Origin of the sequence: Bradyrhizobium sp. (assembly GCF_030646015.1) — a bacterium.
Taxonomy (GTDB): Bacteria; Pseudomonadota; Alphaproteobacteria; order Rhizobiales; family Xanthobacteraceae; genus Bradyrhizobium.
In genome coordinates, this window is record NZ_JAUSLT010000104.1 from 13,927 (window position 1) to 38,707 (window position 24,781).

The 24,781-nt window shown below is 64.8% G+C and carries 19 protein-coding genes; 7 read left to right on the forward strand and 12 right to left on the reverse strand.

What is annotated here, in order from left to right:
• Positions 1 to 6: 6 nt before the first annotated feature.
• Together Q7T45_RS16910 and Q7T45_RS16915 are read right to left on the reverse strand one after the other, a co-directional pair.
• The gene (locus tag Q7T45_RS16910) at positions 7 to 654 is read right to left on the reverse strand and encodes a glutathione S-transferase family protein (RefSeq protein WP_304872096.1); all 648 of its coding nucleotides are present in this window, start codon (positions 652 to 654) and stop codon (positions 7 to 9) included.
• A 170-nt stretch (positions 655 to 824) separates the two neighbouring features.
• The gene (locus Q7T45_RS16915) at positions 825 to 1,718 is read right to left on the reverse strand and encodes a LysR substrate-binding domain-containing protein (RefSeq protein WP_304872097.1); all 894 of its coding nucleotides are present in this window, start codon (positions 1,716 to 1,718) and stop codon (positions 825 to 827) included.
• A 234-nt stretch (positions 1,719 to 1,952) separates the two neighbouring features.
• Here Q7T45_RS16915 and Q7T45_RS16920 point away from each other — a divergent pair, with 234 nt between their 5' ends.
• Positions 1,953 to 2,705: a sulfite exporter TauE/SafE family protein gene (locus Q7T45_RS16920; protein ID WP_304872098.1), complete on the forward strand. Its 753-nt coding sequence runs from the start codon at positions 1,953 to 1,955 to the stop codon at positions 2,703 to 2,705.
• Positions 2,706 to 2,722: 17 nt separating this feature from the next.
• Here the strand turns inward: Q7T45_RS16920 and Q7T45_RS16925 are convergent, their stop codons facing one another.
• The 6 genes from Q7T45_RS16925 to Q7T45_RS16950 form a co-directional block, all read right to left on the reverse strand.
• Positions 2,723 to 3,736, reverse strand: coding sequence for a cytochrome-c peroxidase (locus Q7T45_RS16925; protein WP_304872099.1), 1,014 nt, complete (start codon positions 3,734 to 3,736; stop codon positions 2,723 to 2,725).
• Between the two features lie 155 nt (positions 3,737 to 3,891).
• Positions 3,892 to 4,833, reverse strand: coding sequence for a GAF domain-containing protein (locus Q7T45_RS16930; RefSeq protein ID WP_304872100.1), 942 nt, complete (start codon positions 4,831 to 4,833; stop codon positions 3,892 to 3,894).
• Between the two features lie 105 nt (positions 4,834 to 4,938).
• Positions 4,939 to 5,580, reverse strand: a complete 642-nt coding sequence (locus tag Q7T45_RS16935) for a LysE family translocator (protein WP_304872101.1) — start codon at positions 5,578 to 5,580, stop codon at positions 4,939 to 4,941.
• 60 nt (positions 5,581 to 5,640) lie between these two features.
• On the reverse strand, positions 5,641 to 6,078 hold the full coding sequence (locus Q7T45_RS16940) for a hypothetical protein (protein ID WP_304872102.1): 438 nt from the start codon (positions 6,076 to 6,078) through the stop codon (positions 5,641 to 5,643).
• A 120-nt stretch (positions 6,079 to 6,198) separates the two neighbouring features.
• Positions 6,199 to 7,362, reverse strand: coding sequence for an MFS transporter (locus tag Q7T45_RS16945; RefSeq protein WP_304872104.1), 1,164 nt, complete (start codon positions 7,360 to 7,362; stop codon positions 6,199 to 6,201).
• A 5-nt stretch (positions 7,363 to 7,367) separates the two neighbouring features.
• Complete coding sequence (locus Q7T45_RS16950) at positions 7,368 to 8,315, reverse strand: alpha/beta hydrolase (RefSeq protein ID WP_304872105.1); 948 nt, start codon at positions 8,313 to 8,315, stop codon at positions 7,368 to 7,370.
• A gap of 221 nt (positions 8,316 to 8,536) precedes the next feature.
• Between Q7T45_RS16950 and Q7T45_RS16955 the strand changes: the two genes are divergently transcribed.
• The gene (locus Q7T45_RS16955; protein WP_304872106.1) at positions 8,537 to 9,013 is read left to right on the forward strand and encodes an Hsp20 family protein; all 477 of its coding nucleotides are present in this window, start codon (positions 8,537 to 8,539) and stop codon (positions 9,011 to 9,013) included.
• 197 nt (positions 9,014 to 9,210) lie between these two features.
• Here Q7T45_RS16955 and Q7T45_RS16960 read toward each other — a convergent pair whose 3' ends face one another.
• Positions 9,211 to 9,960, reverse strand: coding sequence for a hypothetical protein (locus Q7T45_RS16960; RefSeq protein ID WP_304872107.1), 750 nt, complete (start codon positions 9,958 to 9,960; stop codon positions 9,211 to 9,213).
• A gap of 452 nt (positions 9,961 to 10,412) precedes the next feature.
• On the opposite strand from Q7T45_RS16960, the gene gltB reads away from it, so the two are divergent.
• Complete coding sequence (gene gltB, locus Q7T45_RS16965; protein WP_304872108.1) at positions 10,413 to 15,146, forward strand: glutamate synthase large subunit; 4,734 nt, start codon at positions 10,413 to 10,415, stop codon at positions 15,144 to 15,146.
• A gap of 184 nt (positions 15,147 to 15,330) precedes the next feature.
• Positions 15,331 to 16,788: a glutamate synthase subunit beta gene (locus Q7T45_RS16970; RefSeq protein WP_304872109.1), complete on the forward strand. Its 1,458-nt coding sequence runs from the start codon at positions 15,331 to 15,333 to the stop codon at positions 16,786 to 16,788.
• Positions 16,789 to 16,805: 17 nt separating this feature from the next.
• On the opposite strand, the gene Q7T45_RS16975 is transcribed toward Q7T45_RS16970, so the two are convergent.
• Entirely contained in the window at positions 16,806 to 17,861 is a 1,056-nt protein-coding gene (locus Q7T45_RS16975; protein ID WP_304872115.1) for a sensor histidine kinase, read from the reverse strand.
• A gap of 275 nt (positions 17,862 to 18,136) precedes the next feature.
• Here Q7T45_RS16975 and Q7T45_RS16980 point away from each other — a divergent pair, with 275 nt between their 5' ends.
• Positions 18,137 to 20,182: a GYF domain-containing protein gene (locus Q7T45_RS16980; protein ID WP_304872110.1), complete on the forward strand. Its 2,046-nt coding sequence runs from the start codon at positions 18,137 to 18,139 to the stop codon at positions 20,180 to 20,182.
• A gap of 38 nt (positions 20,183 to 20,220) precedes the next feature.
• Here the strand turns inward: Q7T45_RS16980 and htpX are convergent, their stop codons facing one another.
• Positions 20,221 to 21,174: a zinc metalloprotease HtpX gene (gene htpX, locus Q7T45_RS16985; protein WP_304872111.1), complete on the reverse strand. Its 954-nt coding sequence runs from the start codon at positions 21,172 to 21,174 to the stop codon at positions 20,221 to 20,223.
• Between the two features lie 276 nt (positions 21,175 to 21,450).
• On the opposite strand from htpX, the gene Q7T45_RS16990 reads away from it, so the two are divergent.
• Positions 21,451 to 21,804, forward strand: coding sequence for a BA14K family protein (locus tag Q7T45_RS16990; RefSeq protein ID WP_304872112.1), 354 nt, complete (start codon positions 21,451 to 21,453; stop codon positions 21,802 to 21,804).
• Between the two features lie 96 nt (positions 21,805 to 21,900).
• Here Q7T45_RS16990 and Q7T45_RS16995 read toward each other — a convergent pair whose 3' ends face one another.
• Positions 21,901 to 23,628: an outer membrane beta-barrel protein gene (locus Q7T45_RS16995; protein ID WP_304872113.1), complete on the reverse strand. Its 1,728-nt coding sequence runs from the start codon at positions 23,626 to 23,628 to the stop codon at positions 21,901 to 21,903.
• Between the two features lie 202 nt (positions 23,629 to 23,830).
• Between Q7T45_RS16995 and Q7T45_RS17000 the strand changes: the two genes are divergently transcribed.
• The coding region (locus Q7T45_RS17000; RefSeq protein ID WP_304872114.1) for an SIS domain-containing protein at positions 23,831 to 24,781 on the forward strand (951 nt) is incomplete at its 3' end.

The window sequence follows — 24,781 nt, forward strand, 5'->3', positions numbered from 1 at the left end:
GCTCCATCAATAGTCGAGCCGTCCGCGCAGTTCGCCGAACGGGATCATGACGTGCTCGCGATAGGCCGGACGCTGCTGCAGCGCGCGGTACCAGCGCTCGACCTGAGGCAGGTCCGGGCGCTCGATCTCCAGTTCGAAATAGCGGTACAGCGACGTGCCGGCGGTGATGTCCGCGAGCGTCAACGCATCCCCCAGCAGGAACGGCCGGCCCTCGAGCAGGCGGTCGAGCTTGGCAAAATGCCCGGCGCAGCGTGCCAGCGCGGCATTGATCGCCGGCCAGTTGCGCTTGTGCTCCGGCGTTCGATAGAATCCCCAGAATACGCCGTTCAAGAAATCCGGCTGCAATGCGGTCTGCGACCAGTCCATCCAGCCATCGACAACGGCGCGAGCAGCGGGATCTGCGGACCAGAATTGCCCGGCGCCATGGCGCGCCGCCAGGTAGCGCAGGATGGCGTGGGATTCCCATACCGTCGCATCGCCCTCCCTGATCACGGGCACCCGGCCATGCGGATTCATCGCCAGGAAATCCGGCATATCGAGACCGCCAAAGCTGCCGCCGGCGTCGATATGCTCGTGTTCGAGACCGAGCTCGCCGACCAGCCACATCACCTTCTGGACATTGAACGAGCTGCGCCGTCCCCAAACCTTCAGCATTTTGGTCTCCTTGGAGTCTCTCTCAAAATGCAGACTATGTAGCCCGGATGGAGCCAGGAGGTCGCGCGCATGCGCGGCCGATGGCGAAATCCGGGTGAGACTGGTCCCGGATTGCGCCAACGTGCGGCGCTTGGCGCCGACCGTTGGCTTCATCCGGGCTACGATCTTCTTCAACGCTGCGCGACTTTGCGCAAATGCTCCACCAATTGCTGCGCCGGCCGCGGCAGCGCCTTGAAGCTGCGGGCGCAGATCACGAGCTTGCGGCTGGCCCAGGGGTCGCGAATCCGCACCAGGCCGATCCGCATCGATTTTGCGCAGCGCCGGGCCGCGACTTCGGGCATCACGGCGATGCCGATGCCGGCCGCCACCATCTGGCCGATCGAATGGAAATTGTTGAGCCGAGCCCGGAAGCGCAGACGCGCGCCGAGCCGCGCCGCATGCCCGGCGATATGCGCATGCAGCGCGCTCGCCGTGGTCAGGCCGATGAAGTCGCGGCCGGTCACTTCGCGAAAATCAACCTGCCGCCGTTTTGCCAGCTCGTCGCCGCGCGCGGCGACCAGCACCAGACGGTCGTCGCTGAAGGCAATCCGCTCGATCGTATCCGGCAAGGCATGCTCGGCCGCCAACCCAAGATCGGCGGCCCCGGATACGATGGCCTGGGCGATGTCGGCGCTTTCGCGCTCCTCGACATCGATGGAAAGATGCGGATGAAGGCCGAGAAAGGCCGCCAGTGTCTTCGGCAGATATTCCGACAACCCCGAGGTGTTGGTGAGCAGGCGGATCGTGGCTTTGGTGCCACCGGCGTAAGCCGCGAGGTCGCCGCGCATCGCATCGACATTGTGCAGGATGATGCGGGCATGATCGAGCAGGCTTTCGCCCGCCGCGGTCAGCTCGATGCCGCGCCGGCCACGCTTCACCAGATCAGTGCCGAGGGCCGCTTCCAATCCCTTGATCCGCGCGCTGGCCGACGCCAGCGCCAGATGGGCGCGCTCGGCACCGCCGGTGATGCTGCGCGCCTCGGCCACGGCGATGAACAGTTGCAGGTCGACCAGGTCGAAACGCATGGCAGGTTCCCGTGATCCTTGATCCTCATGGTGAGGAGGCGCACCGACAGCTTCGCTGTCGGTGCGCCGTCTCGAACCATGAAAGCCCGTGTTTCTCATCCTTCGAGACGCGGCCAAGAGGCCGCTCCTCAGGATGAGGTTGGGTGCGCGTGGCTCCTTGCCTTCGTCATGGCCGAAGGCTGGCTCCGTAAGCTCCAGATTGTGCCGGCAGCCTCGATCGGTCAATGTGATCCTATGTTCGAACCTCTGTTGCTTCTGATCGCCGCCGCCTTCCTGCTCGCCGGATTCGTCAAGGGGGTGATCGGGCTCGGCTTGCCGACGGTGTCGATGGGCCTGCTCGCGGTGACGATGCAGCCCTCACACGCGCTCGCCATCGTGATCGTGCCGGCCATCATCACCAATATCTGGCAGACATTCGTCGGCCCCTATCTGCGCGACATCATCCGCCGGCTGTGGCCGCTGATGGTGGGCACCGTGATCGGCATCTGGCTGAACGCGGACATGCTGACCGGGCCCTATGCGCGCTACGGCACCATCGTGCTCGGCGTGCTGCTGGTGATCTATGCGATCATCGGGCTCAACAAATTCACGTTCCACGTCGCGCGCCGCAACGAAGGCTGGGTTGGAGGCATCGTCGGAATCATCACCGGCCTGGTTTCCGCAGCGACCGGCGTGCAGGTGATCCCGTCGATGCCGTTCATGCAGGCGATCGGCATGGAAAAGGACGAGCTGGTGCAGGCGCTCGGGGTGTTCTTCACCGTCGCTACGGTGGCGCTGGCTTTCAATCTCACCGCATCAGGCCTGCTGACCACGGCAACCGCACTGCCGGGCGCGGTGGCGATGGCGGCCGCCTTTGCCGGCATGTTCATCGGCCAGGCGGTGCGCTCGCGGATGCAGCCGGAAGCGTTCCGCCGCTGGTTCCTGATCGCGATGATACTGCTCGGGCTCTATCTCGTGGGCAGCACGGTTTATAACATGCGGGCCTAAGCTACGTTCTGGAGCGCCTAATCCGGGAGCCTGGGTGCGGCGTCGCCCTCGGGCGATCCGGTCAGCGTTGTCAGAAAGGCGACCAGATCGGCACGCTCCCCGTCATCGAGCTCGATCGGCATCATCATCGGTGAGCGGCTCGGACGATCCAGTCCGCCCTTTTGATAATGCCTGATGACGGCGTCAAGGTTGGCCAGCGAGCCGTTGTGCATATACGGCGCGCGCAACGCCACGGAGCGCAGGGTCGGCGTCTTGAAAGCGTATTGCAGCTGCGGGTCGTCCTTGACTTCGCGTCCGCGGCCGAGGTCGGTGGTAGAAGTTCCGATATCGTGGAACCCGTCATCGGTGAAGCGCCAGCCGACGTGGCAGGAGGAGCAAAGCGCCTTGTCGTTGAACAGCGCGAAGCCGCGCTTGGCCGGCTCCGAAATCGCCGCCTCGTCGCCCTCGACCCAGCGGTCGAACGGCGCGGGTCCGGGCTCGAACGCGGCCTCATAGGCGGCGATCGCCTTGACCATCGCGTCGATGTTGACGGGGGCATCCGGCAACGCTGTCTTGAACCGCTCGACATAGGCCGGAATAGCGCGAATGCGTTGCTCGATGACTTCGACTTTCACCGGCGTCTCGGTCTCCCGCATCGACATCGATCCGGTTGATATCGACGCCTTGGCCTGGGCTTCGAGGCTGACGTTGCGACCGTCCCAGCCGTTGGGAACGGAACCGAGGTGGCCGACGCCGAGCAGCGTCGGCGATTTGCGCGATGTCAGCTTGCCCGAGTCGTTGCGGCTGCGTGGGTCGTTCACGGCCCAGCCAAGCTGCGGCAGGTGACAGCTGACGCAAGCCGTGCGGCCCGACGCCGACGCGCGGGGGTCCCAGAACAACAGCCGCCCGAGTTCGACAAGCGCCGGGTTTTCCACCGGCTGCGGCGCCGGCCGCTGGTAGGCGGCCTTGGCGGCGGCGAGATCAGCGGCCGAGAGCTGTTGGCCCGCAGCGGCATTCGAGTGTGGGTCCGCCAAAAACAACAAGACGACCATGGTATGCAACGGCAACAACGCGAAACGCAAATTGCATCGACCCATGGCAACACCTCAATTTCACGCTCAATCTTAGCGTGTATTATGGCGTTGGCTCCGAGGCGGATTTAGGGCGGCGACAGAGACCGCGGACCAATGATGGATCGGGGCAGCTTTCAGAGGTACCAGGCCAGCACGGCCTTCAGCTCGGCCTTTTCGATCACCGGCAGGGCGACCATCTGGTTCATCCCGGCGGCACGCGCCAGCGCCGCCGCGATCGATTGATCGTGCTGCAGGTTTTCGCAGAGGGCCGGCATGCCGGTCGCCCAGGCGCCGCCGATCGAGCCGTCGCCCTTGCCGAGAGTCTTTGCGGCATACAGCGCATCGAGATCGGTGCCCTTGCTGCAGTCGCCGGACTGAAACACCAGCGCGCTGCGATCCGCGTTCGGCACCCAGATTTCAAATCGCTGCGCGATCGGCGTCGCCTGCGCCGACAGCAAGGTCATGACCCAGGTCTCTTCCGCCGAAGTCCGGTAGGGAATGCCGACGCCGCAATTGATGCCGATTTCGGAAGCTTCCTCCCAACGCAAGAAAACCTTTGAATTATGCAGGTCCTTGATGATCAGCGGCATGCCCGCTTTCCAGGTCCGACCCGGCAGGCCGAACCCGCTCGGAAATTTGGTGTGCCGCGAATTGAATTCGAACATGTCCGCAGTGCCGTAATAGCCGTCGACCAGTCCCATTTCGTGCGAGACCGAAAGGTCGTTGTGCCACAGCTCGATGGCGCCGACATGCCTGGCGTCGTCGCCGCAGAACAGCACCAATACGGCGGTGAGGAACTCGCCGGCGAATACCGGCAGTGCGACGCCGCAGGTCAGGCCGGCTTCCTTCGCCTCGTCGGTGCGCTTGAAATAGGAATTGGCGAACTCGGTCAGCACGATCGGATGGCCTGATGCCCAGGCCTTGCCGGGCAGCCCCTCGCCATAGGCGAACAGGGTATTTTCGCTGAGCGCCCGGAATTCGGCGAACTCGTCGCTGCACAGCGCGCCGCCGAATTCCAGCCGTGTCCGGGTCCGGTCCGGAACCCATAATTCAACCACACGAATGAAAGTCTTCACCGCGCGCTCCTCGTCACCGCACGGCCAAGCTTCGGCGATTTCGCCATTTCCGGTACGCGCAAATTGCGGGCAGCAGCGCCTCAAATTAGGGCGCTTGCCTCCACGTCACCGCGTCTGGAGCAGCGCGATGCGGACGCCGAGATAGATGAACAGCCCGCCCAGCGCACGATTGATCCAGAGCAAGGCATGGCCGGATTGCCGGATGCTGCGGGCGGCGCGCGCCGCGAACGCAGCCACGCCGAGACACCACAGCATGCCGTTGAAAATGAAAATCAGGCCGAGCAGCACGAAGGCGGCGGCCTTGTGCGGCGAATCCGCGGCCACGAATTGCGGCAGGAAGGCGAGAAAGAACAGCGCCACTTTCGGGTTCAGCACATTGGTCAGCGCGCCCTGCCAGAACACCTGACGCAGCGAGATCGCGTCACTGGCCGGCGCCGCATCGGCTGACGGCATCGCGCCCGGCCGCGACAGCAACAACTGGATGCCGATGAAGCAGAGATAGGCAGCACCCGCCCATTTCACCACGGTGAATGCGACCGATGACGCCGCCAGCAGCGCCGACAGGCCTAGTGCCGCGGCAAACACATGCACCAGACAGCCGGTGCAGATGCCGAGCGCCGCCGCCGCACCGCCGCGCCAGCCCATCTGCACGCTGCGGCCGATGATATAGGCGGTATCCGGTCCCGGCGTGATGTTGAGCAGCAGGCCGGAGAGGATGAAGAGCCAGAATTCGTGAATGCCGAACATGAGACTTGATTTTTCCAGTTCGCGGGCGCGGCAAGGCGATCGGCAGGAGAAAGCCGCTGCCTATCGGGCGCGCATGCGCGCAATGGCTCCCGCAATGATCTGCATCGTCACGCCGGCGACCCATCCGGCCATGATCATGGCGGTCCAGAACATGTGCGGATTCTCGCGCAGCACGATCACGCCGACCGACACAAACGCCGTCAGCGCCGCAAGAAAGGTGCCGACCGCGCTGAGAAACTCCGCGGCGTCGATCCTGCCGCCAGCTCTGCCCTCGGCAGACTCCTCGTGCGGCTCATGAAAAGGCAAAGGCGGCGTGTCGATTCCGAGATAGAACCCGATCGCGCCGGCAATCATCATGATGAGCAGAAAGCCCTGGGTCGTGAGCGCGGCGATGCTGGAGCCGACAAGGGCGGCGACAAACAGGCCGGCGGCAGCGCCGGCCATCGCAAGCCCACTGCGTTCCAGCACATGGGCAAATCTTCGTACACGCGATCGCATGGTCGTCCCCCCGGGAGCGCCGTGATGTCAGGCTAGGATATTTTTCAGCGCTATGGAAGGGCGCTACCGACCCCCAACGGCCGGGTGCCGGCCGACGCCACCGGTTCAAGCGAACGAAGTCTATGGCGACGATTTGCGAGCTGTCTTCAGCAATAGCAGCACCACGAACGCCGAGAGCGAGGCAAACCCGCAGAACCAGAGCGCGCCGGTGCCGAAATACTCGGTCATCAGCCCGATCGCGAGCGGCGCGATGGCGCCGGTGGCGCGCGCCGGCAGCGAGAGCAGTCCGACGCGCTTGCCGAAACCCTCGGGGCCGAACAGGGCCAGCGGCAGCGTGCCCCGCGCGATGGTGAGAATGCCGTTGCCCGCGCCATAGAGCACCGCGAACAGCGGCGCCACCACCGGGCCCCCGATCAGGAGCGCGAGCACACCCAACGGATTCATCAGCGTCGCTAGTCTGGCGGAAACCAGCGGATGATACTTGCTCAGCCATCCGGCCTCGAAGAGACGGGCGGCGACCTGGGCCGGCCCGATCAGCGCGCCCGCCAGCAGGGCGGTGGCCGGCGTGGCGCCGAACTGCGTCAGCATGGTCGGCAACAGCGCTGAAATTCCGGAGCTGACGAAGGCGGTGGCGGCGAAGACATAGGCCAGCGCCATCATGATCAGCGAAGTCTCGCGCGCGCTGCGCGGCGCGATCGCCTCTTCGGTGACCGGAACCGGCGACGTCGCGCGCGGCAGCGTGAGGTTGATCGGCAGCGCCAGCAGGAGGTGGATCAGCGCCCAGCACTGACAGGTGGCGCGCCAGCCGTAACGGGCCTCGAGCCAGGCCGTCAAAGGCCAGCCGACGGTGCTGGCGAACCCCGCGATCAGGGTGATGCCCGTGATCTGCCTTCGCGCCGCCATCCCGTAAATCCGCGTCAGGGTGGCGAAGGCCGCCTCGTACAGGCCCATGCCCATGCCGACGCCGATCACGATCCACGCCGTAAACAGCAGCAGCGGGCCGGTAGCGAATGAAAGCAGGCCAAGGCCAAGCGCCAGAACGCCGTTCGAGACCGCCAGCATGCCTCGGCCGCCGACCATGTCGATGGTGTGCCCGATGCGCGGCCCGAGAATTCCGGAAATGACCAGCGCGCCGGACAGCGCGCCAAACACCAGGGTCTGCGTCACGTCGAGCTCGCGCGCGATCGGCGCCGCCAGAATGGCGGGCAGATAGTAACTCGACGCCCAGGCGATGGTCTGCGTGGTGCCGAGCGCGAGGACGACGCCGAGATTGCTTCGCGTCATCGCGCTCACTTGAACAGCGGCGTGCCCGGCACGAAGGCGTCGAACGCGGCCCAGAACTGCGCGCGGTAGCGGTCCTGCTCCTGCAGGATCTCATGCCGGGAGCCGGCGATCACCAGGTGCGAGCCGGCGCGCAAATGATAGGCGAATTCCTCGATCGCCGAGGTCGAGACGATGGTGTCGCTGGAGGCGGCCAGCATCAGGATCGGCTGGCGGATCTGCAGTGGATAATTGGCCGCGCGAAAACCGCGCATGGTTCGAACGGCGGTATCGGCCCAGGCCACCGTCGGCGAGCCGAGGCCGAGCGTCGGGTCCTCCTCGAGGATGGCGGCGTTGCGCGCGAAGCGCACGGGGTCGCTGGTGAAGGGATTGTTGACGAAGGATTCCGATCCGGTCAGGGCGTCGCTGCCGCCGGGAACGTAGCGGCCGCCCTGCCCGGTGAGGCGAAGGGTGCGCAGCAGGGCGACGGAGGCAAGCGAGGTGGCGCGGCCGGGCAGATCGATCATCGGCGCCGACAGCACCATGCGGTCGAACCAGCGTTTGCCGGCATGCGCGACCCGCAGCATCACCGCGCCGCCCATTGAATGCGCCAGCGCGAAATACGGCGGCGGGCAATCCGGCAGCACCACCTGCTGCACGAAGGTTTCGACGTCGATCTCGAAATCGGCAAAATCGCGCACATAGCCCTTGCGCGGATCGCGTAGCCGCCGCGACGAATGGCCCTGCCCGCGCCAGTCGATCATCGCCACCGCAAAACCGCGGTCGCGCAGGTCGCGCACGGTCTCGAAGTATTTCTCGATCTGCTCGGTGCGGCCGGCGAAGACGCAGACCGTGCCCTTGCGGCCGGCCGGCGGCGCCCAACGCGCGAAGCGCAGCTCGGCGCCGTCAGGCGTCTTGATGGTGCCGGTGACGACATTGTCCGGAACCGGATTGGCGGGAATCGAGACCAGCGTCATGGAGGGGACCGGCTAGGTAAAGGGCTTGGAAAATCAAGGGTGGGGGCGTGAAAAAAGCGGCAGGTCCCCGCTTCTTGAACGCGCTTGTCGCCCTCCCATATCACCTTCGTGCAGGCCGCTACCAGTGTCTCGGGAACGGACCATTGGGGCTGCACGATGACAAATGCCCGGCCCGATGGCGGGCGGGTTTACTCAACGGTCGCTCAATGGAGGACTACCCTATGCGCAACTACGATCTCACCCCGTTTTATCGTTCCACCGTCGGCTTCGACCGCTTCTTTTCGCTGCTCAATCAGGCCGCCTCCGACGGCAGCCCCGGCTATCCGCCCTACAACATCGAGCGCACCGGCGAGACCACCTACCGGATTTCGGTCGCCGTCTCCGGCTTCTCGCAGGGCGAGCTTTCGATCGTCGCCAAGGAAAACACCCTGACGATCAAGGGCGAAAAATCCGCCAATGAGAACGGCAGCAAGGCCGAAGTGCTGTACCGCGGCATCGCGGCGCGCGCCTTCGAACGCGCCTTTCAGCTTGCCGATTTCGTCCAGGTGAAGAACGCCTCGCTCGAAAACGGCCTGCTCCACGTCGATCTCGTGCGCGAGATTCCTGAAGCCAAGAAGCCGCGCAGCATTCCGATCGCGACCACGAGCGCGGTCGCTCCGCAGGTGGTCGACGGCTCGGCCGAAAAAGCCGCCGCGTAACGACGGCCGGTTTTCAGCAGATATTGGCTGAAACGAAAACGCCCCGGGAAACCGGGGCGTTTTTCTTTTCTCAACGGGCAGTGACCTCATCCTGAGGAGCCGCGCCTCTTCGCGCGGCGTCTCGAAGGATGTGCCGCCCGCCCGCGGCCTTCGAGACGCATCGCTGCGCGACGCTCCTTAAGGATGAGGGCTCCCCTCTACTCCAGCCCCTGCGCCTTCGGCATGTCCTGGGTCGGCAGGATCTGCGGCGCGGGCTTGGCCTCGACAGCCGGGGCGGCTGCGGGAGCCGTGGTCTGGCCGGTGGTCTGCGGATCGGCCGGTTTCGCCGGCACCGCCGCAGCCGACTGCTGGGCTGGCGGCACGGCAGCTGGCTGAGCTGGCTGCACGGCCGGCGGCGCGGCGGCCAGCGGCCTGGCTTCGCCGGCGCGCGGCTTCGGAACCGGCACCCCGGGCGTGCGGCTTGCAACCTTCGGTGCGGCGCGCGGCGGGCGCGGCTCGCCCCTGAGCGCGCCGGCCGACGGCGGGCCGGGCGGGCCGTAGGTGGTCGTCAGGGCGGCATCGAAATTGTCACCCATCCGGTTCGCCGGCAGGAAACGCAGGATCCGCCCGGTGCGGGCGTCGATCACCAGCCGCCCGTCGTCGCCGCCGCGATCGATCACCGAAATCGTGTAGAACAAGCCGCGCCGCACCGGAATACCGAGCGGCGAAAATCCGCTGTCGCGCAGCACCGTGTAGACCTCATGCGGCGGCAACAATCGCGGGCCGTAACCAGGCCGATAGTCAGGAATTCGCGCTTCCGGCGGCATCGCGGCATAGGGACCGCCGATGTCGGACACCACCCGATATGGCGAGCGCGCGCCTTCGTAGGGCGCCAGCACTTGCGCATTGGCGGTGCCGGCCGCCACCACCAGTCCGGCCGATATGATCCATCCTGCGAACAGCTTCATCGGATAATCGCTCCTGCTACTCCTCTGAGCGTTTTCGCTCGTTGGTCCCGCCGGCAACATGTTTGCCAAATCCGGCGGTCCTTGGGCCGGATCGCGGCGCGTTTACTCCAAATCCGGGGCGGGCCGGTTATCCCCGCAGGCCACACGGATCTGCCATGCAACCGGCGACTTTCACGCGCTTGTGTGATAGAAAAAAATTTGGCATGGTCTGAGTTAGGACAGCATGACTGTCTTAATTGCGGTGCGATCCCGGCACAGGGATTGCAACGAAAGATGGTGCTCAGGCGCCAGGAAGTAAAAGGCAAGGCCGTTCGTCGGGGACGCCGGACGCCCAGGCCTGAATTTACGAAATTGCGGCTCGCGGAGGACGAGCGGTGGCCCGGTGGGTGCCGCAAACGCCCAAGGTGCGCCACCGGACGGTGAGGCGCTTCGCCTTATTGAGAGGACGTGAGATGAGCGGGTCGGAGTTCGCAAGCGAAAACATCGTGACGGATGCGCTGTCGGCGGCCCCGGCCTCGAAACCGGCCGAAGTCGCGCGCGAGTTCAGCTGGCGTCCGCCGGCCGAAGGCCTGTACGACCCCTCGCTCGAGAAAGATTCCTGCGGCGTCGGCTTCATCGCCAACATCAAGGGCAAGAAGTCGCATCAGATCGTCGCCGATGCGCTCAGCATTCTGTGCAACCTCGAACACCGCGGCGCGGTCGGCGCCGATCCGCGCGCCGGCGACGGCGCCGGCATCCTGGTGCAGATTCCGCACGCCTTCTTCGCGCGCAAGGCGGCCGGGCTCGGCTTTACGCTGCCGAAGCCGGGCGAGTACGCGGTCGGCGCGCTGTTCATGCCTAAGGAAACGGCGTGGCGCAAAGTCATCAAGAGCATCATCGCCGACCAGATCAGGGACGAGGGACTGGTGCTGCTGGGCTGGCGCGAAGTGCCCACCGACAATTCCTCGCTCGGCGAAACCGTCAAGCCGACCGAGCCCGCGCATATGCAGGTGTTCATCGCCCGCAACGGCGCCGCCAAGACCGAGGACGAATTCGAGCGCAAGCTCTACATCCTGCGCAAGTCGATCTCGCAAGCGATCTACCAGCGCCGCGACCGCGGCCTTGCCGGCTATTACCCGGTGTCGCTGTCGTGCCGCACCGTGGTCTACAAGGGCATGTTCCTGGCCGACCAGCTCGGCAAATATTATCCCGACCTGTCCGAGCCTGATTTCGACAGCGCGCTGGCGCTGGTGCATCAGCGTTTCTCGACCAACACCTTCCCGGCCTGGTCGCTGGCGCATCCGTACCGGATGATCGCCCATAACGGCGAAATCAACACGCTGCGCGGCAACGTCAACTGGATGGCGGCGCGGCAGGCCTCGGTGCATTCGGAACTCTACGGCAAGGACATCAGCCGTCTCTGGCCGATCTCCTATGAAGGCCAGAGCGACACCGCCTGCTTCGACAACGGTCTCGAATTCCTGGTGCAGGGCGGCTACTCGCTGCCGCACGCCGTGATGATGATGATTCCGGAAGCCTGGGCCGGCAATCCCCTGATGGATGAAACGCGCCGCGCGTTCTACGAATACCACGCCGCGATCATGGAGCCGTGGGACGGCCCGGCCGCGATCGCCTTCACCGACGGCCGCCAGATCGGCGCCACGCTGGACCGCAACGGCCTGCGCCCGGCGCGTTATCTCGTCACGTCGGACGACCGCATCATCATGGCGTCCGAGATGGGCGTGCTCAAGATTCCGGAAGAGAACATCATCACCAAGTGGCGGCTGCAGCCCGGCAAGATGCTGCTGGTCGACCTCGAACAGGGCCGTCTGATTCCCGACGACGAGATCAAGGCGCAGCTGGCCAAGAGCCATCCCTATCGCACCTGGCTCGACCGCACCCAGATCGTGCTGGAGGAACTGCCGGATGCCCCGACCAAGGGCATGCGCTCCAACCTGCCGCTGCTCGATCGCCAGCAGGCCTTCGGCTATTCGCAGGAAGACATCACCATCCTGATGACGCCGATGGCCTCGACCGGCGAGGAAGCCAACGGCTCGATGGGCAACGACACGCCGATCTCGGCGCTGTCGGACAAGCCGAAGCAGCTGTTCACCTACTTCAAGCAGAACTTCGCGCAGGTCACCAATCCGCCGATCGACCCGATCCGCGAAGAGCTGGTCATGAGCCTGGTCTCGATCATCGGGCCGCGTCCGAACCTGTTCGACCTGCAGGGCCTGGCCGGCACCAAGCGGCTCGAAGTGCGCCAGCCGATCCTCACCGACGGGGATCTGGAAAAGATCCGCTCGATCTCCGATGTCGCCGACAGCCATTTCAAGTCGCGCACGCTCGACACCACCTTCCACGCCGGCTTTGGCCCGGCGGGCCTCGAGCAGGTGCTCGACGAACTCTGCGCGCGCGCCGAAGCCGCGGTCCGCGAAGGCATCAACATCGTCATCCTGAGCGACCGCGCCGCGGGCTCCGACCGGATTCCGATCCCCTCGCTTTTGGCCTGCGCCGCCGTGCATCACCATCTGATTCGCACCGGCCTGCGCACGTCGGTCGGCCTCGTGGTGGAATCCGGCGAACCGCGCGAGGTGCATCACTTCGCCTGCCTCGCCGGCTATGGCGCCGAGGCGATCAACCCCTATCTCGCGTTTGAGACCATCATCGCGATGAAGGACAATCTGCCGGCGGCGCTCGACGATTACGAGATCGTCAAGCGCTACATCAAGTCGATCGGCAAGGGCCTGCTCAAGGTGATGTCGAAGATGGGCATCTCGACCTATCAGTCCTATTGCGGCGCGCAGATCTTCGACGCCGTCGGGCTGAAGGCGGATTTCGTCGCGAAGTATTTCGTCGGCACCCATACCCGCATCGAAGGTGTTGGTCTGGCCGAAATCGCCGAGGAAACCACCCGCCGCCATGCCGATGCGTTCGGCGGCGCGCTCGAATACAAGACCGCGCTCGATGTCGGCGGCGAATACGCCTACCGCACCCGCGGCGAGGATCACGCCTGGACCGCCGACTCGGTCTCGGCGCTGCAGCACGCCGTGCGCGGCAATTCGCTGGAACGCTACCGGGCGTTCGCGAAAATCCTCAACGAGCAATCCGAGCGGCTCTTGACGCTGCGCGGCCTGTTCCGGATCAAGACCGCCGAAGACGAAAAGCGCAAGCCGGTGCCGCTCGACCAGGTCGAGCCGGCCAAGGACATCGTCAAGCGCTTCGCCACCGGCGCGATGAGCTTCGGGTCGATCTCGCGCGAGGCGCACACCACGCTGGCGATCGCGATGAACCGGATCGGCGGCAAATCCAACACCGGCGAAGGCGGCGAGGAGAGCGATCGCTTCAAGCCGATGCCGAACGGCGATTCGATGCGCTCGGCGATCAAGCAGGTCGCCTCCGGCCGCTTCGGCGTCACGACGGAATATCTCGTCAACGCCGACATGATGCAGATCAAGATGGCGCAGGGCGCCAAGCCCGGCGAAGGCGGCCAGTTGCCCGGCCACAAGGTCGACGCCACCCTCGCGCGCGTGCGGCATTCCACGCCCGGCGTCGGCCTGATCTCGCCGCCGCCGCACCACGACATCTACTCGATCGAGGATCTCGCGCAGCTCATTTACGATCTGAAGAACGTCAACCCCGACGGCCAGGTGTCGGTAAAACTCGTCTCCGAAATCGGCGTCGGCACCGTGGCCGCCGGCGTTGCCAAGGCGCGCGCCGACCACGTCACCATCGCAGGCTTCGAAGGCGGCACCGGCGCATCCCCCCTCACCTCGATCAAGCATGCCGGCAGCCCGTGGGAAATCGGCCTTGCCGAAACCCACCAGACCCTGGTGCGCGAGCGGCTGCGCAGCCGCATCGTGGTGCAGGTCGATGGCGGCTTCCGCACCGGACGCGACGTCGTGATTGGCGCGCTGCTCGGCGCCGACGAGTTCGGCTTCGCCACCGCGCCGCTGATCGCGGCCGGCTGCATCATGATGCGCAAGTGCCATCTCAACACCTGCCCGGTCGGCGTCGCGACGCAGGATCCGGTGCTGCGCAAGCGCTTCACCGGCCAGCCCGAGCACGTCATCAACTACTTCTTCTTCGTCGCCGAGGAAGTCCGCGAGATCATGGCTGCGCTCGGCTACCGCACTTTCAACGAGATGGTGGGGCAGACCCAGATGCTCGACCAGTCCACGCTGGTGGCGCACTGGAAGGCCAAGGGGCTCGACTTCTCGAAGCTGTTCGTCCGGCAGAAGGAAGAAAAGGGTCAGAAGATCTATCATTCGCAGAACCAGGACCATCATCTGGAAGCCGTGCTCGACCGCACCCTGATCGAGAAGGCGCGGCCCGCGCTCGACCGCGGCGCGCCGGTCAGGATCGAGGCCGAGATCAACAACACCGACCGCAGCGCCGGCGCGATGCTGTCGGGCACCGTTGCGAAAATCTACGGCCATGCCGGCCTGCCGCACGACACCATCCAGGTCAGCTTCAAGGGCACCGCGGGCCAGGCCTTCGGCGCCTGGCTGGCGCGCGGCGTCACCTTCGATCTCGAAGGCGAAGGCAACGACTATGTCGGCAAGGGCCTGTCCGGCGGGCGCATCATCGTCAAGCCGCCTCGCAATTCCGGCATCGTGCCGGAAGAGTCGATCATCGTCGGCAACACCGTGATGTACGGCGCGATCGAGGGCGAATGCTATTTCCGCGGCATCGCCGGAGAGCGTTTTGCGGTGCGTAACTCCGGCGCGGTCGCCGTGGTCGAGGGCGCCGGCGATCATTGCTGCGAATACATGACCGGCGGCATCGTCGTGGTGCTCGGCAAGACCGGGCGCAATTTCGCCGCGGGCATGTCGGGCGGCGTCGCCTACGTGCTCGATGAAGCCGGCGATTTCGCCAAACTCTGCAACATGGCGATGGTCGAGCTCGAACCGGTGCTGTCGGAAGAGATGATCAACCAGAACACCTATCATCAGTCCGGCGATCTCGATGCCCATGGACGGGTCGACGTGTTCCAGAACCTGCTGGAGTCCGACGTCGAGCGGCTCCACGTCCTGATCACCCGCCACGCCAAGCTGACGGACTCGAAGCGCGCCGCCGAGATTCTGGCGAACTGGAAGACGTATCTGCCGAAATTCCGCAAGGTGATGCCGGTGGAATACCGCCGCGCACTGAAGGAAATGAAGGCGAGCGCCGACACCGAACCGAAAATCGCGATCGGGGCGTAGAAAGAAATCGTCATCCTGAGGTGCGAGCCGCTTTTCGGCGAGCCTCGAAGGATGACCGACGAAGGTGCCTGTTGCTCATCCTTCGAGGCGCGCAAGAGCGCGCACCTCACAGGTGAACGCAATTGCGTTCACCGGGGATGACGACGGAAAGAGACAAAGCAAGGGTTCAGGGGCGTCTGGTTAAATGGGCAAGATTACAGGTTTTCTCGAGATCGACCGCCACGACCGCAAGTACGCGCCGGTCGCCGAGCGCGTGAAACACTACAACGAATTCGTCGTTCCCCTGAGCGAGAAGGAAACCCGCGACCAGGCGGCGCGCTGCATGAATTGCGGCATTCCCTATTGCCACGGCACCGGATCGGTGGCGCCGGGCACCCCGGGCTGCCCGGTCAACAACCAGATTCCCGATTTCAACGATCTGGTCTACCAGAACAACTGGCAGGAAGCCTCGCGCAACCTGCACTCGACCAATAACTTTCCGGAATTCACCGGCCGCATCTGCCCGGCGCCGTGCGAAGCCTCCTGCACGCTCAACATCGACGACAACCCGGTCACCATCAAGACCATCGAATGCGCCATCGTCGACCGCGCCTGGGACAATGGCTGGTTGCCGCCGGAGATCGCGCCGATCAAGACCGGCAAGAAGATCGCCGTGGTCGGCTCCGGCCCCGCCGGCCTCGCCTGCGCGCAGCAGCTGGCGCGCGCCGGGCATGACGTGCATGTCTACGAGAAATTCGCCAAGGCCGGCGGGTTGCTGCGTTACGGCATTCCCGATTTCAAGATGGAGAAGCACGTCATCGACCGCCGCATCGCGCAGATGGAGGCCGAGGGCGTGGTGTTTCATTACGGCAGCCCGGTCGGCGGCAGCGCCCCGGGCGCGATCGACCCGCAAACCCTGCTCACCGAATATGACGCGATGGCGCTGACCGGCGGCGCCGAAGCCGCGCGCGATCTGCCGATCCCCGGCCGCGATCTCGCCGGCATCCACTACGCGATGGATTTCCTGCCGCAGCAGAACCGCCGCGTCTCCAGCGAGCCGCTCGGCACGGCTGCGGAGATCCTCGCCACCGGCAAGGACGTCGTCGTGATCGGCGGCGGCGACACCGGTTCCGACTGCATCGGCACCTCGTTCCGGCAGGGTGCGAAGTCGGTGACGCAAATCGAGATCATGCCGGCGCCGCCGGAGCATGAGAACAAGGGCCTGACCTGGCCGAACTGGCCGATGAAGATGCGAACGTCGTCGAGCCAGGCCGAAGGCGCCAAGCGCGACTTCGCGGTACTGACGCAGAAGTTTTCCGGCGAGAACGGCAAAGTCGCAAAACTGCATTGCGTGCATGTCGACGACAAGTTCAAGCCGATTGCCGGCAGCGAATTCGAACTCGACGCGCAGCTCGTGCTGCTGGCGATGGGTTTCGTGCATCCGGTGCATGAGGGCCTGCTGAAGACGCTCGGCGTCGACCTCGACCCGCGCGGCAATGTGCGCGCCAACACCTCGGACTACCTGACCTCGCGGCCGAACGTGTTCAGCGCCGGCGACATGCGCCGCGGACAATCGCTCGTCGTTTGGGCGATCCGCGAAGGCCGGCTCTGCGCCCGTTCGATCGATCAATTCTTGATGGGAACGACCAACCTGCCGAGGTGACGACCTCGTCGTTCCCCCTACCTCGTCAGCCGATCCTTGGTCATCTTCAGCGTGACGATGACGCCTTCCGGATTCCAGTCGCAAGCAATCGATCCGCCGAGCTGAACGGTCATGCCGCGGTTGAGCAGCTTGCTGCCGTAGCCGCCATCGCCTGTCAGCGCCTGCACCGGCGGGCCACCGCGCTCGGTCCAGACCACCGTCACCTCGGTGTCATGGGGAACGCAGGAGATATCGAGTACGCCTTCCGGCGAGGACAGCGCGCCGTATTTGAGGGAGTTGGTGGCAAGCTCGTGCACCACCAGCGCCAGCGTCGTCGCCGCCTGTTCGCCGACGCCCATGCGCGGCACCGAGACCCGGACGCGGCCGCTGAACGCTCCCATGTCGTCATAGGGCGCGAGCAATACCGTGAACAGGTCGCCGAGCAGCGCCGCCTTACCGCTCTGGCCCGGCAGCGGACGAACCAGATCGTGGGCCCGGCCGAGCGCGGTCAGCCGATGGGTGAGTTCTTGCGCCATATCCGCAGTGGTCTTGGCGGAACGTGACGTGATCTCCGTCAGTCCAGTCGCGATCGCCAGCAGATTCTTGACCCGGTGGCTCATTTCGCCCGCCAGCAGCTCGTGGCCCTCTTCAGCCTGCTTGCGGCCGGTAACGTCGATGAAGATGCCATACATGATGCGGCCGACAATGCCGGCATCGTCGCCCTGCCCGCGCGCCGAGATCCAGCGCACCTCCTCACCGACCATGATGCGGAAATCGATTTCATAGGCGCCGACGATGGCGCGAGTCGCGGCGAACGCCGCCTTAACCCGGTCGCGATCCGCCGGATGAATATGAGCCGACAGATCATCGAACGACACATAGTCACTGATCGGCACGTCCCAGAGCTGAAAGGCACGCTCATCCATCGTGAAACGGTTGGTGTCGACATTCCACGACCACAGGGCGACCCCCGCCGCCTCGATGGCGAGGCGCAGATGTGCAGAGTCCCAGTCGGGCAAGCCTGATTTTGCGGGTGGCTGCACCACCTTCTGTGGGACCGAAATCGCGGTCGCCGCGCCGCCTTGTGTCAGCATCGCCATGGCTATTTCCAGCTTTCATGAACTATGGCGAGTCATCGACTGGACCGCTCAACATGACTCTGCCGCGTATGCCACGTGAACAGGTTCTGGGGGAACAAATCGAAAGGCCAGAAGACTGGCGGCAGGTGACCAATGCGCGAGGGCGGGAAAGGTTCAATCGCGTGACGGCAATTCTTGCAGAATTTGTGCAGCCCGCCTTGACACGGACAGGTTGCAGCGCGTGACCGGCCTGATATTGTTGGAGCAATAGTGAGGCGGAGTTTCCGACGTTGACCGCGGGCGAATGGTACGTCTTTGACGGCGCTTCCCAGCATGGGCCGATGTCGCACGCTGACGTCGTCCGGTTCCTGAAGGACTTCGCCGATCGCGATGCCGTCAGCGTCTGGCGTCCGGGCCTGGATGACTGGAAGCCGGCAAGCTACCTGTTCGAAGTTGCCGCCCCGGCCGGATTGGTAAACCCGGCGCAGGAGATTTCCTGCAAGCGAAGATATTCCCTCTACGGCCTGTACCTCGGCCTGTCGGTCGTTCTGTCAGACTATTTGTTCGAATGGAGGGGCAGGAAATTCCGGCCGTGGACCGGGACCGATGCCGCCGAGAACATTGGCTATATTTTCGGGGTGATCGCGGTCTGGGTTTTATTGGCCTTCTTTATCGGCGCCGTGGTTGATTTCGCGAGGGGAAGATCCCGACGCAAGAGCGTGCTCGACCCGAGCACGTTTGAAGAACCCGAATTTTCCCCCGCGATACCCTTAGACCCGAACCGACGAAATAATTTCATCGCACGCTACTGGCGTGGCGAGTATTCGCTCGGCATTTCCTACTGGTGGTTCGGTTTCGTTGGCAGCATCGCCGTCGGCATTCTCATTGCCGGTATCGTTGCCCTTTTCCAAACCGGCAGAGGGTACGATCCATATGCAATCTTCGGTACTCTGGTCTGCGTCTGGCTAGTCGTCGTCCTTTTCACCGTCTGGCAAGTCACCGGTGTGTGGCGATCGGCAAATCGCCTGATTGCTCATCGCCGAACCGTCGGGAAACGGGCGGTCTGGGCTACCGTGGCCAAGGTCGTCATCGTCCTGGGGTTCTTGAGTTCGCTCAGCGCGTTCGTCTCGTCCGGATGGCCGCAACTGATCGAGACCTCCCGGATGGCCTTTCTCGGTGACCCCGGCATCCCTGCCTACTCCATCCGCGTCATGCGGAACGGAACGGAGGCGGAGATTACCGGAGGTTTCAAATACGGCCTGAGCGATGACTTCAGCAAAATCCTCAAGGCTTCACGTCAAATAAAGGTCGTTCACCTCCACAGCACCGGTGGACGGGTTGGGGAGGCCATCAAATTAGGCGACGTGCTCAGGGCGCAGGGCGTGGACACCTACGTCGCCCTTGGCTGCTATTCGGCGTGCACTGTCGCGTTTGCGGCGGGGCGCAACCGATTTATCCGCAAAGGCGCGGTTCTCGGCTTTCACGCTCCAGCCTTTCCGGGAATGAGCGCCAGCGAATTGCAGGATGCAGCCGAAGAGCAGAAGCAGATTTTCATCAAGGCAGGCTTCAATAGGGGGTTCGTGGACAAAGCCCTGTCCACGCCCAGTTCCGGCATGTGGAAACCTCCGGCGGAAGTCATGGCCTCCGCCAACGTCATTACGGGGGTGTCGAACGGGAAGGAATTTGCGCTTTCGGGCTTTGGCGCGGATATGAGCCAGGACCGGCTGGCGGAGATGATCACGACAGGGCTGCCGCTGCTTCGCGCCATCAAAGAGAAATTCCCGAAAGAGTATGACGGCGTCATCAGCACCTATTACGGCGACTACGTCGCCGGCAAGACGGAAGCCGACACGATCGTGAACGCGCGCGCCAGGCTGGCTTCGATCCTTTCACCCCTGCAGCTTCTTGCTGACGACGCCGTGCTCGTGGACATGGGAGCGGTGTTCGCGGATCAATACGCCGCCCTGGGCGCGAAGAGTCCGGCGCTTTGCTACAAATTCGCATCCGGAGTCGGGGCCGACAGCAATATCGCGGAAAATTTGCCGGCGGCACTCGTTGACCGGGAAAACGAAATTAACCGGCGCGTCGTGGAAACGGCGAAAAAGCGTCAGGACGTTTCCGCCACAATCGTTGGCGAACTCTGGGGCAAGCTCGGCGCCGAAATGGCTGCGAAGGGCATCGGTGACGACCAGCTCAAGCTGTTGACCAGCGGCTCCGTCGATCCCTCGAAGTATCGTGAGTATTGCCAGGCATCAACGACTTTCTATCGCGAAATTGCGCGCCTGCCGCCAAGCGAGGCCGCCATCCTCATGCGTTCTGTGCTGGCCCAAAAATAGTCGAACCCGAAAGTCGCGCGGCGGGCCGTCGCTTCGATTCAGCCCCACGGCCCGCGCGGCGCCGCGCCGCTGCCACGGGGAGCCGTCCAGGGACCGCGTCGCGGCGATTGCGGCGGACGGGTCGGCGCCGCCATGCCTCCCTGCGACCCGAGCTCGGCCGCGAGCCGCTGCAGCTCGGCAATCCGGTTCTCGGTCGACGGATGGGTCGAGAACAGATTGTCCATGCCGCGACCCGACAGCGGGTTGATGATGAACATGTGCGCCGTCGCCGGATTGCGTTCGGCCTCCTCGTTCGGGATCACATGCGCGGCGTTCGAGATCTTGACCAGCGCCGACGCCAGGGCCATCGGCTGGCCGACGATGCGCCCGCCGAGATCGTCGGCGGCGTATTCGCGGGTCCGGCTGATCGCCATCTGCACCAGCATGGCGCCGAGCGGGGCGAGGATCATCATCGCGATCGAGCCGATGATGCCGGGGCCGTGGTTGTTGTCGCGGTTGCCGCCGAAGAACATGCCGAACTGCGCCAACATCGAGATCGCGCCGGCGATGGTCGCAGTGATGGTCATCAGCAGCGTGTCGTAGTTCTTGATATGCGCGAGCTCATGCGCGATCACGCCGGCGAGCTCCTCGCGGCCGAGCGACTGCACCAGCCCGGTGGTGACGGCGACCGCGGCGTTCTCCGGGTTGCGGCCTGTGGCGAACGCATTGGGCTGCGGATTGTCCATCAGGAACACACGCGGCATCGGCAGGCCGGCCCGTCCGGCCAGCGTGGCCACGAGGTTCACGAGTTCAGGCGCGCTGCGCGCATCGACCTCATGGGCGCCGTACATCGACAGCACCATGCGGTCCGAATTCCAGTAGGCGAACAGGTTGGTCGCGGCCGCGATCAAGAGCGCGATGGTGGCGCCGCCGGCGCCGCCGATCAGATAACCGACACCCATGAACAGGGCCGTGAGACCGGCCAGCAGGATCGCGGTTCGAAAGTAGTTCATCGTCGTCTCCCTGATGCCGGCGGCAGAGCCCGCGGCATGCAGGAATTCAAGTAGAATGCCCCGGCGCGGGTTCAAGACCGCCGGATGCGTCGCCGCGTCGCGGCGGGGGCGGTGAAGCGTCCCAGGGCCTGAAGTCGGATCAATCGGCCCCGTTTCCGGCCATATCGGCGCCGGAAACCCGGGTCGGAGCGCCCGCCCAGGATATCGCTTGATCCAGCTCAAGGCCGATGTTTGCGTGAGGCGGCATGATGCGAAAATCAATGGAAAGGTAACGAAATGGCAGTTCAGAAATCCCGCGCGCGCAAACTGGTCACCCGCATATTGGCGACAGGCGTCATGTTGTCGATGTACGCATTCGGCGTCGTCGCCACGACCGGCGCCATGGGCGTTTCCTCGGCTTACGCGCAACGCGGCCGTGGCCGGGGTTATGGTCGGGGTTATGGCGGCGGCAATGTCGGCGCGGGAGTGGCCCTCGGCATCGGTGCTGCCGTGATCGGCGGCGCCATCATAGCGAGCGAAGCCCAGCGGCAGCGCGATGCTATCGGCTACTGCATGCAACGCTACCGGTCGTACGACCCGCAAAGCATGACCTATCTGGGGAACGACGGCTACCGCCGCCCGTGTCCGTAACGGACGACCGCCAGCGCGACGATTTCAGAACCCCGGCCTTGCGCCGGGGTTCTTGTTTGGAGGGCGGTGCGCACGACAAGGCGGGACGCGCAGCTGCTAGTGCTGCAGTCTCACCCCCAGCATCACCACGGTCGAATTGGTGCTGTTACCGACGATGTTTGAGTCGAGCCAGTCGCGGCGCAGCGTGCCCTTGAGCCAGATGTTGCGGTTCAGCTTGTAAATCAGGTCGCCGGAGACCGAATAGAAGCGGTCGAAGCGCGCATCCCCCTGATAGTCTTGGGTGCCCCAGGTGAACTTGCCGATCGCGGTCAGCCAGCGGCGGAAATCGTGGTCGACTTCCACCGTATACGTGTTGGTCAGCACGCCGGAGACGCCGGGCACCGTGGTTTCGTCGATCGAGGTGGTGGCAAAGAATTTCGCTGTCGTCAGCGGCGTCGCCACCCACACCAGCGAGGCCGACGTCAAAAGCCCCTGCAGCGGCATCAGTCGCGGATCCTGATAGGTGCGCGCCGCCCAGCCGATCGCGAGCTCGCCGGTCAGGATGCGCGAGAATTCGAAAGTGGTGCCGGCGCGCACCGATCCGCCACTGGAATTGCGCAGATAGCCATTGCGATCCGCCTGCTGGTCATGCTCCCGGACGTTGCCGACGATTTCGCCGAACGGTTTCAGGCCCGGGATCAGATCGTAGCTGACGCGCCCGAGACCGCCGAACTGGTTGTAGTTGCGGTCGTCATTGCTGCTCGACGTGCCGTCGGTGAGTTTCGACGCCTGATAGACGGTGCGGTCGGCGGTGAGGCCTGAGGACAATTGCAGGCGGTTGAAACTCTGATCGACACCGAAGGTGCCGCCGAGCGTCGTGTAGATCGGATAGCGCTGCAGGCCGGCCTGGATGTTCGGGCTGCCGGGATTGTCGGTGGCGACGCGCAGCCGGCCCTGTCCCATCAGGCGGAAGTCGCGACTGACGTCGAGGCGGCCGTCGATATGGCCGTCAAAATCCGGCCGGTCGACCACGACCGGCGCCGAGGAGATGGTGCCGTCGGTCGGCGGCGGAAAGGTGTTGCCGTAGCCGGTGAACGAGCCGCGCAGATCGGCGACCACGGCGTGGCGCTGCCACTCGGAAACCGCGAGGAATTCCGGCGCCACCACATAGAACGGCGATCCCTTCGGCACCACGGTGCGGCGCGGATTGGTGTCGAAGCCGCCGCGCAGCTCGAGCGCGGACTTGATCAGAAAGCTGCCGGCGTAATCGCCGATCGCGCCGAACGGATCGTCGTCGACCTTCAGCCGCTTGCGCGGCGGCTGGCCCGGCACGGTGCCGGCCATCGCCGGCGGGATCGGCGTCTTGTTGGCGGAGTCCGACGGCGGGATCGACAGCCGCACCCGCCCGTTGGCGGGCAAAGGCTGCGGCGGCTTGCTGCCGGGACCCGGTGGTGGCTTCGGCCTGGCCTGGCCCGGATAGTATTTTGTCTTCTTCCTGGTGCGGTTGAGCGAGTCGTAGCCGGAGGTGGACGCACCGCTGGCGGCGGGAAGGCCGTAGGTCGGAATCGCGCCGATCCGTGATTTCGCCGGCACGTCCTTGTCGCGCAGCCGCGCGTCATTGGCGGCATCGCCGGTGCGGTCGCTGGACTCCCCGGTCCGGCGCAGCGGCGAATCCTGCAGCGACACAAAGCCGTCGCGAGCCGGGCGGAACAGGTCGGGGGTCAGGGTCTGGGCGTGGCCTGGAGAGTTATCGAAGGCGATCAGCGCAAGGGTCAGCGCAAGGCATGGCAATAACGCGCGTAAAACCGTTACGCGCCCGCGACGGCCCCTTGCTGGACCCGACATCACGATGAAAATACTCCAATAAATTCATTTACTTAGGCGACAGGTTCCGGGCATGCGCGAACGCAGCTGCGGAAACGTCGTTAATGGAGTTAAAACAATTATGGTTAATGAGCCGTTGAGAACCGGGGCCCGCGTCGCATCACCCTCCCGCGCGTGCTAAGGAGGGGTCCGGGGCCAACAGCCCCCTGCTTCGGAATCATGCATGGCCCATTCGAAACCGCTGATGGCACACTCATCCGGCACCGACCCCGCGAGCGCCGCCGTCCAGTCGGGCCTGCGCACGCTCGATACGGAAGCCGCCGGCATCGCCGCGATCTCGGCCGCCTTGCAGGGCCCGCTCGGGCCGGCCTTCACCGCCGCCGTCGAACTGATCCGCGACGCCAAGGGCCGCGTCATCGTCACCGGACTCGGCAAGTCAGGCCATGTCGCGCGCAAGATCGCGGCGACGCTGGCCTCCACCGGCACGCCGGCCTTTTTCGTGCACGCCGCGGAAGCCAGCCACGGCGATCTCGGCATGATCACGCCTGACGACGTCATCATCGCGCTGTCGTGGTCCGGCGAGCAGCCGGAAATGAAGAATCTGGTGAATTATTCCAGCCGCTTTGCGATTCCGATGATCGCGGTGACGTCCAGCGCCGCCTCCTCGCTCGGCGCCGCGGCGCGAATCGTGCTGGAGCTGCCGAAGGCGCGCGAGGCCTGTCCGCACAACCTGGCGCCGACCACCTCGTCGCTGATGCAGGCCGCGATCGGCGACGCCCTCGCCATCGCGCTGCTCGAGGGCCGCGGCTTCACCGCGCTGGAATTCGCCAATTTCCATCCCGGAGGCAAGCTGGGGGCGATGCTGAAGTTCGTCCGCGACATCATGCATACCGGCGACGCCATCCCGGTCAGGCCGCTCGGCGCCAAGATGTCGGACGCGCTGGTGGAGATGTCGACCAAGGGATTCGGCTGCGTCTGCATCGTCGACGCCGGCGGCGAGATCGCCGGCATCATCACCGATGGCGATCTGCGCCGCCACATGCGCCCGGACCTGATGACGGCCGATGTCGACGAGGTCATGACCCGGAATCCGCGCACCATTCCGCCGGGCATGCTGGCCACCGAAATGCTGGAGACGATCAATTCGTCGAGGCCGGCGGTAACGGTGCTGATC

Bases quoted from the DNA above. Each gene is read 5' to 3' on its own strand.
- Q7T45_RS16910 (WP_304872096.1), bottom strand. From the start codon at position 654: ATGCTGAAGGTTTGGGGACGGCGCAGCTCGTTCAATGTCCAGAAGGTG.
- Q7T45_RS16915 (WP_304872097.1), bottom strand. From the start codon at position 1,718: ATGCGTTTCGACCTGGTCGACCTGCAACTGTTCATCGCCGTGGCCGAG.
- Q7T45_RS16920 (WP_304872098.1), top strand. From the start codon at position 1,953: ATGTTCGAACCTCTGTTGCTTCTGATCGCCGCCGCCTTCCTGCTCGCC.
- Q7T45_RS16925 (WP_304872099.1), bottom strand. From the start codon at position 3,736: ATGGTCGTCTTGTTGTTTTTGGCGGACCCACACTCGAATGCCGCTGCG.
- Q7T45_RS16935 (WP_304872101.1), bottom strand. From the start codon at position 5,580: ATGTTCGGCATTCACGAATTCTGGCTCTTCATCCTCTCCGGCCTGCTG.
- Q7T45_RS16940 (WP_304872102.1), bottom strand. From the start codon at position 6,078: ATGCGATCGCGTGTACGAAGATTTGCCCATGTGCTGGAACGCAGTGGG.
- Q7T45_RS16945 (WP_304872104.1), bottom strand. From the start codon at position 7,362: ATGACGCGAAGCAATCTCGGCGTCGTCCTCGCGCTCGGCACCACGCAG.
- Q7T45_RS16950 (WP_304872105.1), bottom strand. From the start codon at position 8,315: ATGACGCTGGTCTCGATTCCCGCCAATCCGGTTCCGGACAATGTCGTC.
- Q7T45_RS16955 (WP_304872106.1), top strand. From the start codon at position 8,537: ATGCGCAACTACGATCTCACCCCGTTTTATCGTTCCACCGTCGGCTTC.
- Q7T45_RS16960 (WP_304872107.1), bottom strand. From the start codon at position 9,960: ATGAAGCTGTTCGCAGGATGGATCATATCGGCCGGACTGGTGGTGGCG.
- gltB (WP_304872108.1), top strand. From the start codon at position 10,413: ATGAGCGGGTCGGAGTTCGCAAGCGAAAACATCGTGACGGATGCGCTG.
- Q7T45_RS16970 (WP_304872109.1), top strand. From the start codon at position 15,331: ATGGGCAAGATTACAGGTTTTCTCGAGATCGACCGCCACGACCGCAAG.
- Q7T45_RS16975 (WP_304872115.1), bottom strand. From the start codon at position 17,861: ATGCTGACACAAGGCGGCGCGGCGACCGCGATTTCGGTCCCACAGAAG.
- htpX (WP_304872111.1), bottom strand. From the start codon at position 21,174: ATGAACTACTTTCGAACCGCGATCCTGCTGGCCGGTCTCACGGCCCTG.
- Q7T45_RS16990 (WP_304872112.1), top strand. From the start codon at position 21,451: ATGGCAGTTCAGAAATCCCGCGCGCGCAAACTGGTCACCCGCATATTG.
- Q7T45_RS16995 (WP_304872113.1), bottom strand. From the start codon at position 23,628: ATGTCGGGTCCAGCAAGGGGCCGTCGCGGGCGCGTAACGGTTTTACGC.